The sequence below is a fragment of the Aeromonas sp. R10-2 genome (genome assembly GCF_040908445.1).
In the GTDB taxonomy this organism is placed as follows: domain Bacteria; phylum Pseudomonadota; class Gammaproteobacteria; order Enterobacterales; family Aeromonadaceae; genus Aeromonas; species Aeromonas veronii.
This window is the reverse complement of the sequence record NZ_JBFODS010000021.1, coordinates 49,075-67,035: the sequence shown is the minus strand read 5'-3', so window position 1 is coordinate 67,035 and position 17,961 is coordinate 49,075. Positions and strand designations below refer to the sequence as shown.

General features: G+C 60.3%; 17 protein-coding genes and 1 riboswitch. Of the genes, 4 read left to right on the top strand and 13 right to left on the bottom strand.

Features of this window, described 5'->3' with window-relative positions; translation table 11 throughout:
* Nucleotides 1-11: 11 nt before the first annotated feature.
* The 5 genes from cysG to AB5Y97_RS04795 form a co-directional block, all read right to left on the bottom strand.
* A complete protein-coding gene (gene cysG, locus AB5Y97_RS04815; RefSeq protein ID WP_368157305.1) occupies nt 12-1,403 on the bottom strand; it encodes a siroheme synthase CysG in 1,392 nt (463 codons plus the stop codon).
* 197 nt (nt 1,404-1,600) lie between these two features.
* Nucleotides 1,601-2,611: a sulfite reductase subunit C gene (gene asrC, locus AB5Y97_RS04810; protein ID WP_040066440.1), complete on the bottom strand. Its 1,011-nt coding sequence runs from the start codon at nt 2,609-2,611 to the stop codon at nt 1,601-1,603.
* 11 nt (nt 2,612-2,622) lie between these two features.
* Nucleotides 2,623-3,462: an anaerobic sulfite reductase subunit AsrB gene (gene asrB, locus AB5Y97_RS04805; RefSeq protein ID WP_021229668.1), complete on the bottom strand. Its 840-nt coding sequence runs from the start codon at nt 3,460-3,462 to the stop codon at nt 2,623-2,625.
* A gap of 1 nt (nt 3,463) precedes the next feature.
* Nucleotides 3,464-4,522, bottom strand: coding sequence for an anaerobic sulfite reductase subunit AsrA (gene asrA / locus AB5Y97_RS04800; RefSeq protein WP_368157304.1), 1,059 nt, complete (start codon nt 4,520-4,522; stop codon nt 3,464-3,466).
* Nucleotides 4,523-4,722: 200 nt separating this feature from the next.
* On the bottom strand, nt 4,723-5,565 hold the full coding sequence (locus tag AB5Y97_RS04795) for a patatin family protein (protein ID WP_005333746.1): 843 nt from the start codon (nt 5,563-5,565) through the stop codon (nt 4,723-4,725).
* A gap of 265 nt (nt 5,566-5,830) precedes the next feature.
* On the opposite strand from AB5Y97_RS04795, the gene AB5Y97_RS04790 reads away from it, so the two are divergent.
* Nucleotides 5,831-6,847 (top strand): S66 peptidase family protein, encoded by a 1,017-nt coding sequence (locus tag AB5Y97_RS04790; RefSeq protein ID WP_368157303.1) that lies wholly within the window; start codon nt 5,831-5,833, stop codon nt 6,845-6,847.
* Nucleotides 6,848-6,911: 64 nt separating this feature from the next.
* Here AB5Y97_RS04790 and AB5Y97_RS04785 read toward each other — a convergent pair whose 3' ends face one another.
* Entirely contained in the window at nt 6,912-9,167 is a 2,256-nt protein-coding gene (locus AB5Y97_RS04785; RefSeq protein ID WP_368157302.1) for an LTA synthase family protein, read from the bottom strand.
* Nucleotides 9,168-9,422: 255 nt separating this feature from the next.
* Between AB5Y97_RS04785 and AB5Y97_RS04780 the strand changes: the two genes are divergently transcribed.
* Nucleotides 9,423-10,508 carry a hypothetical protein gene (locus AB5Y97_RS04780; protein ID WP_107684959.1) on the top strand — a complete coding sequence of 362 codons (1,086 nt, stop codon included), beginning with the start codon at nt 9,423-9,425 and terminating at the stop codon, nt 10,506-10,508.
* Between the two features lie 81 nt (nt 10,509-10,589).
* Here AB5Y97_RS04780 and lysC read toward each other — a convergent pair whose 3' ends face one another.
* Together lysC and argA are read right to left on the bottom strand one after the other, a co-directional pair.
* On the bottom strand, nt 10,590-11,942 hold the full coding sequence (lysC, locus tag AB5Y97_RS04775; RefSeq protein WP_040066429.1) for a lysine-sensitive aspartokinase 3: 1,353 nt from the start codon (nt 11,940-11,942) through the stop codon (nt 10,590-10,592).
* Nucleotides 11,943-12,032: 90 nt separating this feature from the next.
* Nucleotides 12,033-12,256: riboswitch (Lysine riboswitch) on the bottom strand.
* 107 nt (nt 12,257-12,363) lie between these two features.
* Nucleotides 12,364-13,692, bottom strand: coding sequence for an amino-acid N-acetyltransferase (gene argA, locus AB5Y97_RS04770; RefSeq protein WP_368157301.1), 1,329 nt, complete (start codon nt 13,690-13,692; stop codon nt 12,364-12,366).
* A gap of 268 nt (nt 13,693-13,960) precedes the next feature.
* Between argA and msrA the strand changes: the two genes are divergently transcribed.
* On the top strand, nt 13,961-14,593 hold the full coding sequence (gene msrA, locus AB5Y97_RS04765; RefSeq protein ID WP_005352745.1) for a peptide-methionine (S)-S-oxide reductase MsrA: 633 nt from the start codon (nt 13,961-13,963) through the stop codon (nt 14,591-14,593).
* 261 nt (nt 14,594-14,854) lie between these two features.
* Here the strand turns inward: msrA and AB5Y97_RS04760 are convergent, their stop codons facing one another.
* From AB5Y97_RS04760 to AB5Y97_RS04750, 3 genes are read right to left on the bottom strand one after another with little or no spacing between them, the layout of a single operon-like run.
* Nucleotides 14,855-15,190: a DUF3802 family protein gene (locus tag AB5Y97_RS04760; protein WP_005333735.1), complete on the bottom strand. Its 336-nt coding sequence runs from the start codon at nt 15,188-15,190 to the stop codon at nt 14,855-14,857.
* A gap of 57 nt (nt 15,191-15,247) precedes the next feature.
* Nucleotides 15,248-15,736, bottom strand: a complete 489-nt coding sequence (locus AB5Y97_RS04755) for a GNAT family N-acetyltransferase (RefSeq protein ID WP_368157300.1) — start codon at nt 15,734-15,736, stop codon at nt 15,248-15,250.
* Nucleotides 15,733-16,116, bottom strand: a complete 384-nt coding sequence (locus tag AB5Y97_RS04750) for an MmcQ/YjbR family DNA-binding protein (protein WP_201908858.1) — start codon at nt 16,114-16,116, stop codon at nt 15,733-15,735. The genes AB5Y97_RS04755 and AB5Y97_RS04750 overlap by 4 nt, the downstream gene beginning before the upstream one ends.
* A gap of 118 nt (nt 16,117-16,234) precedes the next feature.
* Here AB5Y97_RS04750 and AB5Y97_RS04745 point away from each other — a divergent pair, with 118 nt between their 5' ends.
* Complete coding sequence (locus tag AB5Y97_RS04745; RefSeq protein ID WP_236302849.1) at nt 16,235-17,023, top strand: alpha/beta fold hydrolase; 789 nt, start codon at nt 16,235-16,237, stop codon at nt 17,021-17,023.
* 142 nt (nt 17,024-17,165) lie between these two features.
* Here AB5Y97_RS04745 and AB5Y97_RS04740 read toward each other — a convergent pair whose 3' ends face one another.
* A complete protein-coding gene (locus AB5Y97_RS04740; protein ID WP_236302850.1) occupies nt 17,166-17,423 on the bottom strand; it encodes a hypothetical protein in 258 nt (85 codons plus the stop codon).
* An 8-nt stretch (nt 17,424-17,431) separates the two neighbouring features.
* Nucleotides 17,432-17,902: a hypothetical protein gene (locus AB5Y97_RS04735; protein WP_236302851.1), complete on the bottom strand. Its 471-nt coding sequence runs from the start codon at nt 17,900-17,902 to the stop codon at nt 17,432-17,434.
* Between the last annotated feature and the right edge of the window lie 59 nt (nt 17,903-17,961).

The following is a 17,961-nucleotide window of genomic DNA, read 5'->3' as shown; positions in this document are numbered from 1 at the left end:
GCCGTGCGGGGTTAGATGCCGTGGATGGCGTTGGCTTCCCCATACCAGTCCAGCTTGTCGGCCAGAGTGACCACCGAGCCGATGATGATGAGACTCGGGCTCTTCACCTGATGGGTCAGTTCGGCCAGCTGTTGCAGCTCGCCGCGCACCACCCGCTGACTGAGCTGGGTGCCTTGTTCCACCAGCGCCACCGGGGTGTGGCCGGGCATGCCGTGGGTTTGCAGCGCATCCTGAATGCGGGCGGCGTGGGCCAGCCCCATGTAGAAGACCAGGGTCTGGCGTGGGGCGACCAGCGCCGACCACTCCTGGGCGATATTGCCCTCCTTGTCGTGGCCGGTGATGAACTGCACCCGCTGGGCGTGATCGCGGTGGGTGAGGGGAATGCCGCTGTAGGCGGCGCAGCCCGACGCAGCCGTAATGCCCGGTACTACCGAGAAGGAGATGCCCGCCTCGGCCAGGGTCTCCAGCTCCTCGCCACCCCGGCCAAAGATAAAGGGATCGCCCCCCTTGAGCCGCACCACCTGTTTGCCCAGCAGCGCTTGTTCCAGCAACAGCTGGTTGATCGCCTGCTGGGGTACGCAGTGGCGGCCCGCCTCCTTGCCAACAAAGATCCGCTCGGCATCCCGGCGAACAAGCGCCAACACCTCCTGCGAGACCAGTCGGTCATAGACCACCACATCCGCCTGCTGCAACTGCTGCAGACCGCTTAGGGTGAGCAGCCCCGCATCGCCGGGGCCTGCGCCGACCAGGGTTACGCTTCCCTTGCTCTGTGGTTGCTCATCGAGCAGCTCTGCGACGCTCTGCTCGGCAGCCTGCTGCTGGCCGCGCGCCAGCTGGCATGCCAGTTGCTCATGGCTAAAGAGCCGCTCCCAGAAGCGGCGGCGGGCCAGCTTGTCCGGAATGAGTTTGACCCGCTCGCGCAGCTTGCCCGCCAGCGCCGCGAGCTGGCCGAGGTGTTGCGGCAGCATGGCTTCGAGTTTTTCCCGCAGCTGGCGGCTTAGAACCGGCGCCGCGCCTGCGCTGGAGATAGCCACCATCAGCGGCGAGCGGTCAATGATCGCGGGCATGATGGCGCTGCAGTGGGCCGGGGAGTCCACCACATTGCAGAAGATCTGGCGCAGGTTCGCCTCATGAAAGACCTGCTGGTTGACCTCTTGCTGGTTGGTGGCGGCGATCACCAGCCACTTGCCATCGAGCAGTTCGGGATGAAAATCGGCGGCGCAGACAGTCAGGCGACCCTGCTCGGCCCAGCTCATCAGCTGGGGTTCCAGATGCGGGGCATTGATGGTGATCTTCGCCTTGGCATCGAGCAGCAGGCGCGCCTTGCGCACCGCCACCTCACCGCCGCCGACGATCAGGACCGGCTTGTTTTGCAGCTGACAGAAGAGAGGGAGAAAGTCCATAACAGGCTCCGGATGCTGGCCCGCTCGCAATGCCGCGCCGGACGAGATAGCAGGGCGCGCCGTGACGCGGCCCGGATGGTCGGGGGAAAGATCCCCCGACGGGAATAAAAAAGGGGAAGGGTGATCTACGCCCGGGCCAACGACAGATCCCCACCGGTGTCGGCCACTTGATCACGCTTCCCCAAACGAGGTTTTTCCTATTGCACCGCTTTGACGTGCATGTTGGCGACGTACTGATCTTCGGCCCAGAAGATGCGGTCAGCGACCATGGCTTCCGGGTTGAGGGTGACGCCGCGCAGCACTCGCTCCTTGAACTTGTGATAACCGGCCCGGTCGATAAGGTGACCCATGTGCAGGTAGATGGGTTTGCCATCCAGCATCTCGGCCTCGAACTCGAACAGGTTCTTGATCACCGCATGCAGCACCTCTTCGGTGACCCAGTTGAGAAACAGCTTGCCGGTACGGGGAGTCTTCTTGCTGGTGCGCCCCCCCAGCTTGACCATGTAGAGCTGCTTGGGATCCCGCTGCCAGGCCAGGGTCGGGCAGGCCAGCACACACTCGCCACAGCCGATACACTTGCTCTCCTCTTTGACCGCCTTGCCATGCTTGATGGCGAGGCAATCCACTGCGTGGTGGCTGCACGCCTTGACGCAGGCGCCGCAGCCGATGCAGCGCTCGGCATTGAAGTGGATTTTGGCGATGCCGAGGATACCGAAGTCGGCCATGTTGGCCTTGGCGCAGTCGTTGGGACAGCCGGCGATCACCATCTTGAGGTGATAGGGGTTGGGGTAGAGGTGTTTCTCCATCCGCTGGGCCAGCCCGGTGCAGTCGATATTGCCCTTCTGGCAGATGGTGTTGCCCTGACAGGCGACGATGTTGCGCCCGCCGATGGTCTGGTAACCGGCTGTGGTGTCCTCTACCTCGATGCCGCAGGTCTCCACCTCGATCTCCTTGATAAAGGGCTCGAGGGCGGCGTTGACCTTGTCCATGTCCTGATACTTGATGCCGGGCATCGCCAGCTTCTGGCGGGTGGTGAGGTGGATCAGGCCGTTGCCATACTGTTCGGCGATCTGCTGGGCCACCGCCAGCAGGTGGGCGGGCATGATCCCGCCGGGAATGCGTACGCTGATCATCGCTTCGCCGCGCACCTTTGAGAGGCGGTATTCGTTCTTGGCGCGGGCCTTGATGATGTCGATATCGAGACTCATGGTGTTCTCCCTCAGTCGATCAGATGCTGGGCCTGGTCAAAACGAAAGACCGGTCCATCCACGCAGATATAGGTGTCGCCCATCCGGCAGTGGCCACACTTGCCCACGGCGCAGGCCATGCGGCGTTCGTAGTCGACCCAGATGCGATCCTTGGGGATGCCCCGCTCGAGGAAGGCGAGCACCACGAAGCGGATCATGATGGGGGGGCCGACCACGATCACCTGGATATCCTCCTTGTCAGCGAGATCCAGCTGGTCGATGTAGTCGGTGACCCGGCCGATGCGAAACTGCTCGCTCTCCTTGCCCTCGTCCAGGGTGACGATGAGGTTCTGCTGCTCGGCCCAGAGCGGCATCTCGTGGCGATAGAGCACCGCCTGCTCGTTCTTGAAGCCGAGGATCATGTCGAGGGATTTCACCTCTTCCGGATGTTTGCTGAAGCGGCGCAGCAGCCCCTTGACCGGCGCGACGCCGGTGCCGCCCGCCACCACGATGAGGTGCTGGTTGCGGTAGGTCTCCAGCGGATAGCCGTTGCCGTGGACGCCGCGCATCCACACCTTGTCGCCCACATCGAGGGCAAACAGCGCATCGGTTACCTTGCCGACTTTGCGGATCAACAGGTCGACATAACCATCGCCATAGTCGGAGACCGAGATGGGCGCTTCGCCGACGGTGGGCAGGGAGATCTCCACAAACTGGCCGTAGTGGACATCAAAGTCTCGGGAGACCCGAAAGTTCCACTCCAGCTCGGTGTGACGCTCGATGGCCAGAATGGTGTAGGCCTTGGGCAGCAGGCGGTTTTCGACCACGTCCTGCTGCGGTTCTGCTGTTGCGGTTTGCTGGCACTGGCACATATCAGTTCGCCCCCTGCGCGTTGTCGGCTGCGATGGTCTGTTCGACCACATCGGTCATCTTGTTGATGATGTTGCTAAAGGAGATGTAGTGAGGACAGCGATCGTCGCAGCGGCCGCAGCCGACGCACATGTGCTCCTCCCCCTGACGGGCCTTGTAGTCGTTGACCTTGTGCAGGGCGCGATAACGCAGGCGCTCGCCATGCTTGGCGCGAAAACCGTGGCCACCGGCCATGTCGCTGAAGCCATCCACCATGCAGCTGGCCCACTGGCGACGGCGCTCGCCCTGCTTGGGGTTCTCCGCATAGGTGAGGTCGTGCACGCTGTAGCAGCTGCAGGTCGGGCAGGAGGTGGTACAGCGGCCGCAACCGATGCAGCGGCTGTCGTACTCGGCCCAGACCGGATGGGCGGTGAGGATCTGGCGGATCCGCTGGGGGTCGTCACAGACGTTGTCCGGGGTGCGTACCTTGACCGGGTTGCTCTGGACAAACTCCGGGGTGAAGTCGTCGGATTCACCCAGTTCGGCAAAGTAGCCGAGCAGCTCGGGATCCTTCACCTCGATACGGGCACCCTCATCGCTCAGACGAATGGCGGCGGCGTAGTCCTGGGTCTCGTTGCTGCCCATGGAGACGCAGAAGCAGTTCTCGAAGCTCTCGCGGCACTCCAGCAGCACCAGCTTGAGCTTGCTGCGCAGCCGGGCGTAGTAGACGTCGCTGTTCTGGCCATTTTTCAGGTAGACCTGATCCAGCCTGCGCAGAGCGTGGATATCACAGCTGCGCAAGAACAGCAGGGTGGGCTTGGCCTCCACCTTTGATTCGCGCAGCTCCAGATTGTCGAAGTGGAACAGGGTCTGGGTAATGGGGAGCACCACCTCTTTCGGGGAGAAGTGGGACTTCTCCTGCCACACCAGATCGGCCGGATGGCGGATGCTGTGGTAGGTGACGTTGTCGGTGTCGGAGAAGCGGCCGCCCCGATATTCGGCCGCGGGCGCCATAATCCGGTAATCGGGCAGCAGCCGCTCGAACAGCTGCGCCAGCGCGGGATGGGTGAGAAGAAACGACATAAATAAACACCTTGTATGAGGGTGAGATGCCCTGGCATAGGGATGAGGAGCGGGCCGGTCAGGATGTCTGGCATCGGTTCTGGCCGCGCTTGCCTCGCCACGGTCTGTTTTTATGACTCATGTTGCTCAACTGACCCGATTGTTATTGTGTTGGCGGCGCGTGCGTCGCGGCAGGTCGGGTCATGTCTGTAAAACCCTTATCAATTGAGCAGGGCGGCCTGATAGCCTGCGCACTTGCCCATCACGTATCCCATCTCCAGCTTGTTGATATCGCGGGTGAAACGGGAGACGGGGAAGTAGTCGGCCGGGGCGATCACCTCGATCTGGCAGTCCTCCGGCGGATTGGCGATAAAATCGAGCGCCTCGTTGTAGCTGCGATCCCGCTGCTCCAGCGCCTGTGCCAGCGCGGGGCGGGTCTTGAGCAGGGTGCGGATCATCCAGGGGAAGGGCATCGGCTTGAGCCGATAGCCGAGCGGCTCGGAGAGGATCACCGTCAGGTGACGGGCACCGCGGCGGTAGGCCTCGATCACCGGGATGGAGTCGGCCACCCCGCCATCTGTCATCGGTACCCCGTGCACCTCCGGGTATTCGTGGGAGGCGAGGGGAATGGCGCAGCTGGCGGGCAGCACCTCGTTCATGTTCTCCGGCTTGACCCGGATGTACTCCGCCTTGCCGGTCAGGGTATTGGTCACCACCGCATAGAAGGGGATGCCGGTCTCCCGGTAGGCGTGAATGTCGAGGGGATACTTGCGACAGCTGGTGTTCCACAGCCAGTGGATATCCACCAGATTGCCCCCCTTGGCAAAGCGCAGGGGATCCATAAACTGCTGGCTGCACGCCAGTTTGGTCAGGATCTCGTGGCTGCGGCCATGCTGGCTGGCGAGATAAGCCAGCAAGTTGGTGGCCCCCGCCGAGACGCCGATGGCGAAGTCAAAGGGGCGATAGTCATGCTCGATAAACGCATCCAGCACGCCGCTGGCAAATATGCCGCGCATGGCACCGCCTTCTACAACCAATGCGCTGGGGGATGCGTTTTTGTTCATGACAGGCACCTCATTGATAAGTCAGAGAGAAAAAGTGGGAAAGAGAACGTTCGGGCTGTCAGGCCGATCATTCTGACAACCAACCGGGGTTGGCCATCGCAATGAGGTCATTCTAGGAAGGGGATGGTGTTTAGAATATCTGTTAATAATGAATCAAGTGTTTTGTATTTCTAAACGACCGTAATAAACCCGTTGTGATCAAAGGGGTTGTGTAGGAGTCTCAACGACTCGGTGATGGTTGGATATTGGCAAGGATGAGTGTGTCATGACGTTATTGGTTCCCCCGCTGCTTAAACGTGGCGATACCATCGCTTTTTTCTCCCCCTCCAGCGCGGCGACCGCCTGGGCACCCAACCGTTTTGCCCGCGCAAAAGCCTTTCTTGAGGGGCAGGGCTTTAGGCTCAAGGCGGGCAGCCTCACCGGCCAGCAGGATCACTGGCGCTCCGGTTCCATCGCCGTGCGGGCCGAGGAGCTCAATGCCCTTATTCGCGACCCAGAAGTGCGCTGCATCATGTCGGTGATTGGCGGCAGCAACTCCAACTCCCTGCTGCCCTACCTCGATTTTGAGGCGCTGAGGCGCGACCCCAAGATCATCGTCGGCTACTCAGACGTGACGGCCCTGCTGCTCGGCATCCATGCCCAAACTGGCCTGGTTACCTTTTATGGCCCGGCGCTGGTGGCCTCCTTTGGCGAGTTGCCGCCGCTGGTGGATGAGACACTGGCCAGTTTTTTACAGATTGCATTGGCCGATGAAGCTGGCGTCCCCTGCACGCTGCCCACCCCGGCAAAGTGGAGCGATCAACGGCTGGACTGGGAGAACCAGACCCGTGCCAAGCAGTGCCAGCCCAATCGGCTGATCTCGGTGGGTTCAGGTCGGGTTGAGGGACGGCTGATTGGCGGCAACCTCAACACCATGGCGGGGATCTGGGGTTCCCCCTATATGCCCGTTATCGAGCACGGCGACATTTTGCTGCTGGAGGACAGCCTGAAATCTGCCGAGACGCTGGAGCGCTCCTTTGCCCACCTCAAGCTGTGCGGGGTGTTTGAGCGGATCGGCGCGCTTATCCTCGGCAAGCATGAGCGGTTCAACGATCAGGGCAGCGGCAAGAGCCCCCTCGATATCCTGCTGGAGGTGGTGGGGGAGCCGAACTTCCCCATTCTGGCGGAGTTTGACTGCGCCCATACCCACCCCATGCTGACGTTGCCGCTGGGCATCGAGGTGGCGCTCGATCTCGACCGCCAGCAGCTCACCTTGCTGCAGCCCTGGTGGCGAGCAGAATGAGCACGAAATGAATGTCCAACAACAAGGCCGCGGATGCGGCCTTGTCTGCTTTTGTGGGGCGTGATCAGGGCAGGGCATCGGGCCTGAAGCTGGCGCGGATCTGCGGCACCAGGCTTGATGGGTCGAAGCCTTTCTCCTCGCCTAGCACCGGATGGAGCAGGGGCTTTTCTTCGATGGGGGTGATATCCCCCGCCAGCAGCTGGCGGGTGGCCTGACCCATCTGGTAGAGCTGGCGCACCGGTGCAAACTGGGTCGCCAGATTGAGGGGATCATCTGCGCGGGTGAAGGCCATCATGGGGATCTGGTAGGTGGCATCGCGTGCCGGCTTGTCACCGTGAATGCCCTTGCCGGCGGACATCAGAAACGGCTGGTGATCGCCAAAGGCCACCACCAGATAGCGCTTGCCCGACTGGTCGAGGGTCTTGAGCAGCCGCTCCAGCGAGGCCATGGCATCCACCACCCCGGTGTAGTAGGTGTTGAGCAGCTGGGTGTCGCTCTCGCTCTGGTTCGGGCAGGCGCCGCTGCGCTCCTGCCCCTGATAGCGGGGGCCATCGAAGGGGCCGTGCCCCTGCATGGTGACCGCATAGGCAAACAGCGGTTTGTCATCCTGTTCGCTGCGCTTGAGCAGGTGGTCGATGAGGGCATCATCGGAGATATAGAGCCCCTTGTGCTCAAGGGTGGTGAAGCGGGTGTCGAACCAGCGCTCCTCATAGCCGAGCGCCGGGATTGCTTTGGCGCGACCCCAGAATTTTTCCACATAGGGGTGGGCGAACAGGGTCTGGTAGCCGCTCTGCCTGGCGCTCTGGGCTAGCCCCGGCACCTGCTGCGAGAGGTAGTAGTAGGGCACGACCCCCTGCTTGAGCAAGCCCACCGGCAAGCCGGTATTCATCTCGAACTCCGCCAGCACCGTCATGCCGCCGGTGGTGGGGGAGTGGATGGTCTTTTGCCACTGCTGCACGCTGGCGGGCAGGGAGAGGGTGGGGGCCGGGGCGCAGATCCGCCCTTTCCAGTCGAGCCAGAGCGACTCATATTGCAGCACGATCACCAGATCCCAGCGCGGCGCAATGCCCTGGGGCGGATAGCTCAGCTGTGGGGCCAGCTCGTTGATCTGCAAGGGGTAGCGAAACACGCTGCCGCTTTGCAGCATCTCGTCCACCAGATTGAACAGATAGAGGCCGGGGCCGGAGCGGATGATGTCTCTGTGGTAGTTGACCGCGCGATCCACGTAGCGAATGTTGGCCCCCAGCAGCTTGTTGCCGGTCTGGGTGGCAAAGACGCAGAGGGCAAAGAAGGCGACGGTGGCCGCGGCTGTGCGCAGCACCCAGCGTGACAGGGCAAAGCGCCAGCAGAGAAACAGTGCCAGCAACACGGTGAAGATGGGCAGGATGGGGTGCTGGTCGAGCAGGATCCGCAGCAGCGCCAGCAGGTTGCCAAAATCGTCCCCGCCGAGCGGCACGCCGTAGATGGCGATCTTCATAAAGTTGGCCAGCAGACCTATGCCTGACAGCGCGGTAAAGACCAGCCCCATATAGAGGTTGAAGCCCGCCAGCGCGCAGAGGCTCCAGCCCAGCACCATGCTGCCCCAGGCCAGATAGTAGTGCTCCGGCCGAAAGCCTGACCAGAGCAGAAACTCCCCCAGCTTGAACACCACGAAGCCGTGCAGCAGCACGAAGGTGAGGTTGCCGAGCAGCAGGCTGCCGATGATCCGCCAGCGCAGGCTGCGGCGCAGCTTTGGCAGCACCGTTTTTAGCACGGCGGCGCTCAGGGCCAGCACCAGCGTCAGGCTCACCACCAGATAGGTGAGGTTGAAGCCCTGCTCCGGCAGGGTTTGCAGGATCTGGCTGAAATCGCCGCTCTCGGGGCGATCCTTGAGCAGCAGACCGATGCGCAACTGATAGCGGCTATCAAGGGCATCGTCCGGGGCCCGCAGGGTGCTGTTGAGATCCAGGGTGCAGCGGTTATTCCGGCATACCTGACGTTTATCCACCGCCTGACTGAGCTGGTCAATCCGCTCCCCCTTGTCGTTGAGCAGCTCTACCCGCACCTTGTCCCCCGCTTGCAGCGGCCCCCGCAACTGCCACTGACTCCGTACCACCAGATAGAGGCCGCGGCTGTCGCTTTTATAGAGCAGGGCGTGGCGGGTGAGGGTAGCCAGCGGATTGTCGGCGGGGCCCAGCACCAGCGGTTGGGCACGGCCCAGCCAGCTAACGGGATTGATCAGTGGCAACAACAGGGTCAGCAGCAGCAATCCGCCCAGTAGGGCAAGCAGTAGAGAAGGCAGACTCAGGACGCGGGGGCGGCCTGAGGAGGGGCGATTCATATAAGCTCATCCTTTGAGCGAGTGAGGGAGAGATCGTTCATCCGCATAGAGTTTGACCCGATGGTGCGGGCCTTGTTTCAGCTTGTCAATTTAATGACCACTTAATGAATATTTGGTTACAGCTCAACCTTGCAAATTGTGATCCCGATCGAGGGGTTGTTCGGAATATGTGATGAAAGCGTCATCATGGGGTTTTGCCACTGGCTTGGGAGAGATCTGCTGTTTAGTCTCTCGATAGCGACTGGAGGTACATGTATGAATCCCAAAGTGATGGCACGTCAGGCCAGATTGCTGCGCATGCTGGAGAGCAAGGAAGAGATCCGGATCGGACGCGAGCGCGACTGCCCGCTGCCGCTGGCCCAACTGGTCAAGCTGAAGGATAGCCATCCGGCTGTGGTCAAGGTCTATCGCCACGGTCTCACCGCCGAGGTGTTTCACCTCAAGGTGGAGGGGCATCATTGGTGCCTCAAGCGGCGCCGTCAGGATTCGCTGGTGGCCAACCTCGATGGCAAGACCGCCTTTCTGACCGAGCTGGAGCGGCGGCGCGAAATCGAGGCGCTGCGCGAGTTGCACCCTACCGTCCTCTCCCACGTGGTCTGCACCAGCTTTGGCTCGGCGCGGGCCGGGGTGCTGGTCTCCCCCTGGTTGCGGGGTGTGCCGGTCCACCAGCTCAACGAGCGCAATCTGGCCCAGATGCTGGAGGTGCAGGGTGAGCTGGCCCGCTGGGGCTGGTTTGACTGGGACCCGAGCCCGGGCAACCTGCTCGATGACGGCGAGCAGATCTGCGTGTTCGACTTTGGCTATATGTGGACCTTCGATCCCCGCTTTGAATACAACTCCAACGGTCTGGTCGACCCGCAGTTCCATGTACCGGAGCGGTTGGAGACCCGTACCCTCTCCGGACTCTGGCTCGATGAGGCCGATCCTCTGCCGCAATTTCGCTACTGGCGCGAGCTTTGTCTGAAATGGGTGAAACGGGAGATCCACCACCTGATCCGTGAAGGGGCCAGCGCGCCCGTGCTGGCCCGCCTGCACGCCCTGCAAGGGGAGTGGAGCGCCGCGCTGGCGAGCGACGAGGCGCTGGTCGCCAACTGGTGGCGTGACATGTATCGCAGCCACCGACTCGATGTGGCCGATGATCTGAGCGGCCAGAGCTGCGGCCCACTCACCCTGCGTCGCCTCGACTGGTTGATGCAGGCGGTGACGGATCACTATTCGCTGCTGGTGGACAATCTCTCGCCTCAGGAGACTGAGTTGGGCCAGACCGGGCTGCTGGCCCGCTTGCAGCAACTGCGCCGGGAAGCCGTGGCCTGTCAGCTGCCTGCCACCAGCCTTGCCTGAGCCGCAACGTAAGGGATACGCAAATGAACAGGGCGCCTTGCAGGCGCCCTGTTGCATGGCCGGAATTGCCTCGGTTGAGGGTCAGTCCAGCAACTCCTGATGGAGGCGGTTGACGATATTGCCCGCCTCGCTCTCCTTGACCAGGAAGCAGAGGTTGTGGGCGCTGGCGCCGTAGCAGATCATCCGGATGTTGTGCTCGCGCAGGGCGTCAAAGACCTGACTGCCAACCCCGTTCACTTCGCTCATCCGGTTGCCGATGAGCGCCACCAGTGCCAGACCGGTTTCCACCTCCACCTTGCAAAGCTGGCCCAGCTCGGCCAGTACCTTGTCGCTCAGGATCGGCTCGCCGTTGCTCTGGCTGCCGGTGTGATCCAGGGTCAGTGACACGCTCACTTCCGAGGTAGTGATGAGGTCGACCGAGATGCGGTGACGGGCCAGAATGCCGAACACTTCGGCCAGGAAGCCGTAGGCGTGGAACATGTTGAGGCTGTGCAGGGTCACCAGCACCTGCTGGCGGCGCAGGGCTACGGCGCGAAACAGCGGGCTTGAATCTGTGCTGGCGCGGATCCAGGTACCACCGGCGGCAGGATCCTTGGCGGAGCCGACAAACACCGGAATATTCTGGCGCACCGCCGGTTGCAGGGTGGCGGGGTGCAGCACCTTGGCGCCGAAAGTGGCCATCTCGGCCGCTTCGACAAAGCTGATTTCGGGAATGGGACGGGCGCGGGTGACTAGGCGCGGATCCGTGGTGTAGATGCCGGGCACATCGGTCCAGATCTCGATACTGGCGGCATCGAGCGCTTCGGCGAGCAGGGCTGCGCTGTAGTCAGAGCCGCCGCGACCGAGCGTGGTGGTGCGGCCATCGCCATCGGCGCCGATAAAGCCCTGGGTGATGATAAGGCTATCGCCCAGCTGCGGGCCCAGCGTCTGCTGGCAGAGAGTGCGGGTGGTGGCCAGATCGACGGTGGCTTTGCCAAAGCGGCTGTCGGTGCGCATCAGCTGGCGCACATCCTGCCAGTGGGCCTTGACGCCGCGCTGGCGCAGCAGTTCGGTAAAGAGGCGGGTAGACATCAGCTCGCCGCAGGCGATGAGGCGATCGGCCAGCTCCGCATCGGTATGCTGGTGGGCTTGCTGGGCCATGAGGCGAATTTCGTCCAGCTGGCCATGAATGAGGGCGCTCACATCAACAGGGTTGCCGAGATCGGTCAGAATGGCCTGCTGGATCCCGGCCAGTTTGGCTAGCTGCTCGTCGCGGCCCGCTTCGTCCAGCTCCCCTTGTGCCAGAGCGACCAGCAGGTTGGTGACACCGGCGCTGGCGCTCAGCACCACCACCCGGGTGGCGGGATTGGCCAGCACGATATCGGCGCAGTTATTCATGGCCGGGAAGTTGGCGACACTGGTTCCGCCAAACTTGGCGACATTGATCGGGCTCATTGCTTACTCCTGTCTTATTTTAAGATTCCGGTTCCATCGGGCAAAAAAGAGAGGAGGAGGCTGAAAATGGCAGGAATGAACGAAGCTATCCCGGCCAGAAGCACTCCACCTGCAGAGCCCATCCCGTACCGCCCCTGACAGGGCGCGGTGGGGGATGATCACTACCGATGACAACCCGGGGGATTCAGCCCCCGCAGCCGACGTTGAGGTCACCAGTCTCCTCACTCGTCTCGGCGCTGCACCCCCTGACCCAAGTTCACCGGACGCTGGCGTCCTCCCTTGGGCTGCCTGGGCAGCGCTCCTCTTCTGGCTCCACCAGGGCGGTGGAGTGCATTTAGAAATACCCTGCGTTGGATTGCACTGTCAATCGAGTTTGTGAAAAAGTTCAAATTGTCAGCTAACTCAACGCAGGATCAATGACTTAGGCAATGGTCTTTGACAAAACCTTGGAACGGCGCTGCCAGTTGTAGAGACGCTGGCGCGCCACCGGCAGATCTTCCACTTCCAGCGGATCGAAGCCACGCTCCCGGAACCAGTGGATGGAGCGGGTGGTGAGCACGAACAGGCGACGGATCCCGAGCCGTTTGGCCCGCTCGGCCACCTTGGCCACCAGCTGATCCCCCCGGTTGGAGTTGCGATAGTCGGGGTGGATGGCGACGCAGGCCATCTCCGCCATCGCCTCTTCCATAAAGCAGTAGAGGGCCGCGCAGCCGATGATGAGGCCATCGCGCTCGATGATGGTGAACTTGTCGATCTCCATCTCCAGCTGCTCGCGGGAGCGGCGCACCAGAATGCCTTCCTCCTCCAGCGGGCGAATGAGATCCAGAATGCCGCCGATATCCTCGATGGTAGCGGCGCGGGCTTGCTCGGCACTTTCCCGCACGATCTGGGTGCCGAGGCCGTCGCGACTGAACAGCTCCTGCAGCATGGCGCCATCATCCTGATAGCTCACCAGATGGGAGCGGGGCACCCCGCCACGGCAGGAGGCAATGGCCGCACGCAGATAGCGGGCGGTGCCGGACATCTCTTCTCCCGCCTGCTCCAGCTCCACCAGCAGCTCTTCGGCCTGCTCGGGGAAGAGCTCGGAGATGGCTTCTCCGCGCGTGTCCATTACCCCCTGGGTGCTGCTAAAGCAGATGAGCTTGTCCGCCTTGAGATCGACCGCCACCCGGCGGGCCACCTCTTCGGAGCTCAGGTTAAAGCTCTCGCCGGTGACCGAGCAGCCGATGGGGGAGATGAGCACCAGACTCTTCTGATCGAGCTGGCGGGTGATCCCCTCCACGTCGATGCGGCGCACCCGGCCGCTGTGGCAAAAGTCGATGCCATCATCCACACCCAGCGGCTGGGCGGTGACGAAGTTGCCGCTCACCACGCTGATCCGCGCCCCCTGCATGGGGGTGTTCGCGAGCCCCATGGAGAGCTGGGCGGTGATGTCGTATTGCAGGCCGCCACACACCTGTTTGATGATGGTGAAACTTTCGTCATCGGTGACCCGGATCCGCTTGTGATACTGGGCCTCGATACCGGCGCGGGCCAGCGCCTCATCGTTTTGCTGACGTGAACCAAACACCAGCACCAGGCGTATGCCCAGTGTCTGCAGCAGGGCGATATCGCTGACGATATTGGCGAAGTTGGGGTGGCAGATGGCTTCTCCCCCCATCATCAGCACAAAGGTGGCACCCCGATGCACATTGACATAGGGGGTGGATTGCCGGAAGGCATTGACCAGACTGGGTTCGCGTTCACGCACTTGATATTTCTTCCATAAAAAAACAGCGATTGGCTCAATATATGAAAATTAATTCACAAATCAAGACTAAATATTGATTTTGACCGTTTCTGGTCTACGAGGGGCGGGTTGGCCGTGCGGATCGGGGAAGAGGGACAGACGGTGCAGACGGCCGCCGGAGCGAGCGGGGAGGGGCCCGCCGGTTGATCCGGCGCGATAAACTGCTATCTTCGATGCTCCTTTTCGTCAGCTATGTGATTTCACAGGGTTTTATACAAGGACAGAATTCATGGAACAGATTATTTCACCGGCAGATGCCCTGCCGGGACGACGCGAAGCGATGGTGATTGGTCAGCAGCATGCGGTGAATGGCAACCCGACCCAGGGTCCCTGGCCCGAGAACATGGAGATCGCGTGGTTTGGCATGGGCTGTTTCTGGGGCGTTGAGCGCCTGTTCTGGCAGCAGCCGGGCGTCTACTCCACCGCGGCAGGTTATCAGGGCGGTGTGACCCAGAATCCCACCTACAAAGAGGTGTGCAGCGGCCTGACCGGTCATGCCGAAACGGTGCAGGTGGTGTTTGATCCGGCGGTGATCAGCTACGGCGATCTGCTCAGACTGTTCTGGGAGCAGCACGATCCGGCTCAGGGGATGCGTCAGGGCGGGGACATTGGCACCCAGTATCGCTCGGTGATCTTCTATGGTGACGAGAGCCAGCAGATCATTGCCCAGCAGAGCATGGCGGCCTATCAGCAGGCGATGGCGGCAAGCGGCGACAGCCGGGCCATTACCACCCGCATTCTGCCGCTGGCGCCCTTCTACTACGCCGAGGATTACCATCAGCAATATCTGGAGAAAAATCCGGATGGCTACTGCGGATTGGGTGGCATTGGAGTCTGTTTGCCGCCCAGCCTGAACCGCTGAACAGGTTTGTAGTCGATTTCTTAATAAAAGTGAAAATAAATGGTCGGAGGAGGGAACTTATTGCGACCAGGCGGGACTAACTAGGTAGCGTCCAGGGATCGGATGCAAAGTCCAGACACATTTCTTGCCTTGATAACCGCCTGATGAATGAACGCACTGGCGGGTTGAAAATGATAGCAAGCAGGGCTGCCCACCAAGGCGGCCCTTTTCCTTATCTGCTGTTCTGAAATCTTGTGTTGGGCGGGAGAGCCGGACGGCAGATCAGCCGATGGCGCTGTCGAACAGGTTCTTGATGAGATCGATAAACTCGATGAGGAAGGTTTTCTGTTCCGGGGTCGGGGCGCGCAGCCAGACGGCGGAGAGTACCTCTTCCAGATCGGCGACCACGGCGTCGGCCTCCTGCATGATGGCGAAACGCACCTTGGGATCGAGCTGGGGGTTTTGCTCGCAAATGGCCATCAGGTTGCTGGCAACACGGCCACTGACCAGATCTTCGATGGTCTCTTCACCATCGTTCTGCTGCTGGGATTCAAACAATCCCAAACTCTCCACCAGATACTCGATCAGCGAGATATAGCCTTCACTTTCTACCACCATGGTTGCTGCCTCAATACAGTAACAATACGAAAATTAAGCGTATTTTAGTGGCTTGCCCTAGCTTGGCAAGCAGCAGTGCAGGCGATGGCGAGTAAAACTGACTCCGCCCCGCTCCACGCACTCCAGCTCGGTCAACGTAAAGCCATGTCGTAAAAATAGCTCATAACTGAAGGCGCTGGCCTCGGTGGTGATGAGGGTCATACCGAGCCCTCGGGCCCCCGCGAGCGCCGTGGTGAGCAGCAGATTGCCCAGTCCCTGGCGCTGATGGTCGGCGCTCACATAGAGCAGGCTGAGGTGGCCATCAGCACTCAGAGTAACAAAACCGAGGGGCACATTTGCCTGCTCCGCCACCCAGCCGTGGTGCTCGCGCAGCTGGCTGACAAAGCCCGGATGTTGTGAACCGAGGGCCCACTGCTCCACCTGCTCGGCGCTGTAGTGCTCGGGGCCGCTGCGTCGCACCGCCTGCTCAAACAGGGTTACGAGAGCGGGGATATGTGCCTCGCCAAGGGGGACAATGCAAAGTGCTGGGCTAAGTGCTGGCGTCATAAGGTTGGGTCGTCAGTGGTGGGGAGGGGACGCGGCGCCTGTGGCCGTTTGGCTTTGGGCAGACCCGCGACAACCCGCTCATAGGAGTGGTGCACCCAGCCCTGCCACAGATCATCTGGCAAGGTGCTGTTCAGGGTCACTGTGTTCCAGTGTTGCTTGTTCATATGCCAACCCGGTTTGACCTCGGGGTGGATCTCGCGCAGCAGCAACGCCAGCTCGGGCTCGCATTTGAGGTTGATGGTGAGCGGCTCGGCCTGCCAATCCACCAGCGCGAACATCTTGCCCGCGATGCGGTAGACCAGGATCTCCGGGCCAAACGGGGTATCTTCGGTGGCGCCCGGCAGGGTCAGCAGAAAGTGGCGCAAACGGGTCAAATCCATGGTGGGTTCTCGCGCAAGGGGTGATCCGGGTCATGTCAGGCGCATATCTATCGGCGGGCCTGTTCTGTTAATATGCGCGCAGCCGAGTATACCCCCCATCACCAAGGGAGCCTATTGGATGTTGTATCACAAGACTTTCGAACTGGGTCCCGAGCGGGATTGGGTGGTGTTTGTCCACGGCGCCGGTGGCAGCTCCTCCATCTGGTTCAAGCAGCTGCGCGCCTATCGCGAGCACTTCAATGTGCTGCTGCTGGACTTGCGCGGCCACGGCCAGTCCCACCAGCTGCAACAGGTGGTCAAGGGCCACTACAGCTTTCGGGAAGTGACCGAAGATATCGTTCGGCTGCTCGATCATCTCGATATCCGCCGCGCCCACTTCGTCGGCATCTCCCTTGGTACCATCCTTATTCGCCATCTGGCCGAGCTCTGCCCGGAGCGGGTCAAGAGCATGGTACTGGGCGGCGCCATCCTGCGGCTCGATATCCGCTCGCGGGTGCTGGTGCAACTGGGCCGACTCGGCCAGCACTTCCTGCCCTATATGTGGCTCTACCGGCTGTTTGCCTTCATCATCATGCCGCGCCAGCACCATCAGGAGTCGCGCAACCTCTTTGTGCGCGAAGCCCGCAAGCTCTGCCAGAAAGAGTTCAAACGCTGGTTCCGCCTCGCCACCGAGGTCAACCCGCTGATGCGTTACTTCCGCGAACGCTCCCTGCCCATTCCCACCCTCTATGTGATGGGGGAGGAGGATCATATGTTTCTGGCACCGGTGCGCGAACAGGTGGCCCGTGACCCTTATAGCCAGCTCGAGATCATCGAAAACTGCGGCCATGTCTGTAATGTGGAGCAGCCGGAGCACTTTAACCGGCAGTCGTTGGCGTTTATATCCAGTCAGACGGTCGTGGCATAAGCCTTTTAATGGGGAAGGTTGGGCGTAGGTTGGGTTGAGCGAAGCGAAACCCAACACGGAAATATTATTTTCATCCCATCGAACGTCGGTTTGGCGCATTTCAAGTAGGTTCGATTAGCGAAGCGTAATCGAGCCTACGGTCCTATGACAGTTCAATTAGGTGCTCACAACATAACATATCACTGAGACTTGAATCTAATAAAGGTTGAATTAATTCTTTAACTTCTTTTAGTGATGCCTGTGCTTCAAATCTAAAGGTTTCATTAATTAGCGTCACATTCGAGAAGTCATTAATACGTATTAAGTCATCTCTTAGAGCGTTCAAGTAAATACGATATTTCTCTAGCTCTACATCGATATAATAATTTTCAACATTGCAAATTTTTAGCTCAAATTCCATGTTATTCCTCATGAACGATAACCAAATGTAATAGTTCCCCAACGAGCATACCTAACACCGACAGACCAAATTAGATTTTCATTGTCCTTCTCTGTTTTCGATTTATACTTTGCAACATAATCATCATCAAAAGATACTGGTATATTATCTAGGTCTATCCAGGGAGCTTTCCAGCAAGAGCTATGAGAACTCCATCCATTTAAAATTACATCGCTTTCATATCTAATGGATTCATTGCGTACTAAACTACTACGCCCAGGTCTCTTTGCCTGTATTCTGAACTGATAATATTCAAGTGCAATAGGAAGGCGATTTGTAACCGTAATTAGGAGGGGGTAATCTTCGTTGCACTCGGAAGTTGCAGCGAACTTGACATTTAATCCTAGGCCAGCACCTGACTTAAATGCCCATAACCCTATCCATATAACTCCTATAGCAGTAATAGAACTCGCAATTATCAGTACAATCTTCTTATTCATAATGGCCCCTAATAATCTGAAATGTAACTCTCATGATTCATCACAGCTCGGTAGGTTAT

Coding starts and splice junctions, on each gene's coding strand:
- AB5Y97_RS04745 (WP_236302849.1), top strand. CDS start 16,235: ATGTTGTATCACAAGACTTTCGAACTGGGTCCCGAGCGGGATTGGGTG.
- AB5Y97_RS04785 (WP_368157302.1), bottom strand. CDS start 9,167: ATGAATCGCCCCTCCTCAGGCCGCCCCCGCGTCCTGAGTCTGCCTTCT.
- asrA (WP_368157304.1), bottom strand. CDS start 4,522: ATGTCGTTTCTTCTCACCCATCCCGCGCTGGCGCAGCTGTTCGAGCGG.
- msrA (WP_005352745.1), top strand. CDS start 13,961: ATGGAACAGATTATTTCACCGGCAGATGCCCTGCCGGGACGACGCGAA.
- AB5Y97_RS04740 (WP_236302850.1), bottom strand. CDS start 17,423: ATGGAATTTGAGCTAAAAATTTGCAATGTTGAAAATTATTATATCGAT.
- AB5Y97_RS04790 (WP_368157303.1), top strand. CDS start 5,831: ATGACGTTATTGGTTCCCCCGCTGCTTAAACGTGGCGATACCATCGCT.
- asrC (WP_040066440.1), bottom strand. CDS start 2,611: ATGAGTCTCGATATCGACATCATCAAGGCCCGCGCCAAGAACGAATAC.
- cysG (WP_368157305.1), bottom strand. CDS start 1,403: ATGGACTTTCTCCCTCTCTTCTGTCAGCTGCAAAACAAGCCGGTCCTG.
- AB5Y97_RS04795 (WP_005333746.1), bottom strand. CDS start 5,565: ATGAACAAAAACGCATCCCCCAGCGCATTGGTTGTAGAAGGCGGTGCC.
- AB5Y97_RS04760 (WP_005333735.1), bottom strand. CDS start 15,190: ATGGTGGTAGAAAGTGAAGGCTATATCTCGCTGATCGAGTATCTGGTG.
- AB5Y97_RS04735 (WP_236302851.1), bottom strand. CDS start 17,902: ATGAATAAGAAGATTGTACTGATAATTGCGAGTTCTATTACTGCTATA.
- AB5Y97_RS04750 (WP_201908858.1), bottom strand. CDS start 16,116: ATGGATTTGACCCGTTTGCGCCACTTTCTGCTGACCCTGCCGGGCGCC.
- AB5Y97_RS04755 (WP_368157300.1), bottom strand. CDS start 15,736: ATGACGCCAGCACTTAGCCCAGCACTTTGCATTGTCCCCCTTGGCGAG.
- AB5Y97_RS04780 (WP_107684959.1), top strand. CDS start 9,423: ATGAATCCCAAAGTGATGGCACGTCAGGCCAGATTGCTGCGCATGCTG.
- lysC (WP_040066429.1), bottom strand. CDS start 11,942: ATGAGCCCGATCAATGTCGCCAAGTTTGGCGGAACCAGTGTCGCCAAC.
- asrB (WP_021229668.1), bottom strand. CDS start 3,462: ATGTGCCAGTGCCAGCAAACCGCAACAGCAGAACCGCAGCAGGACGTG.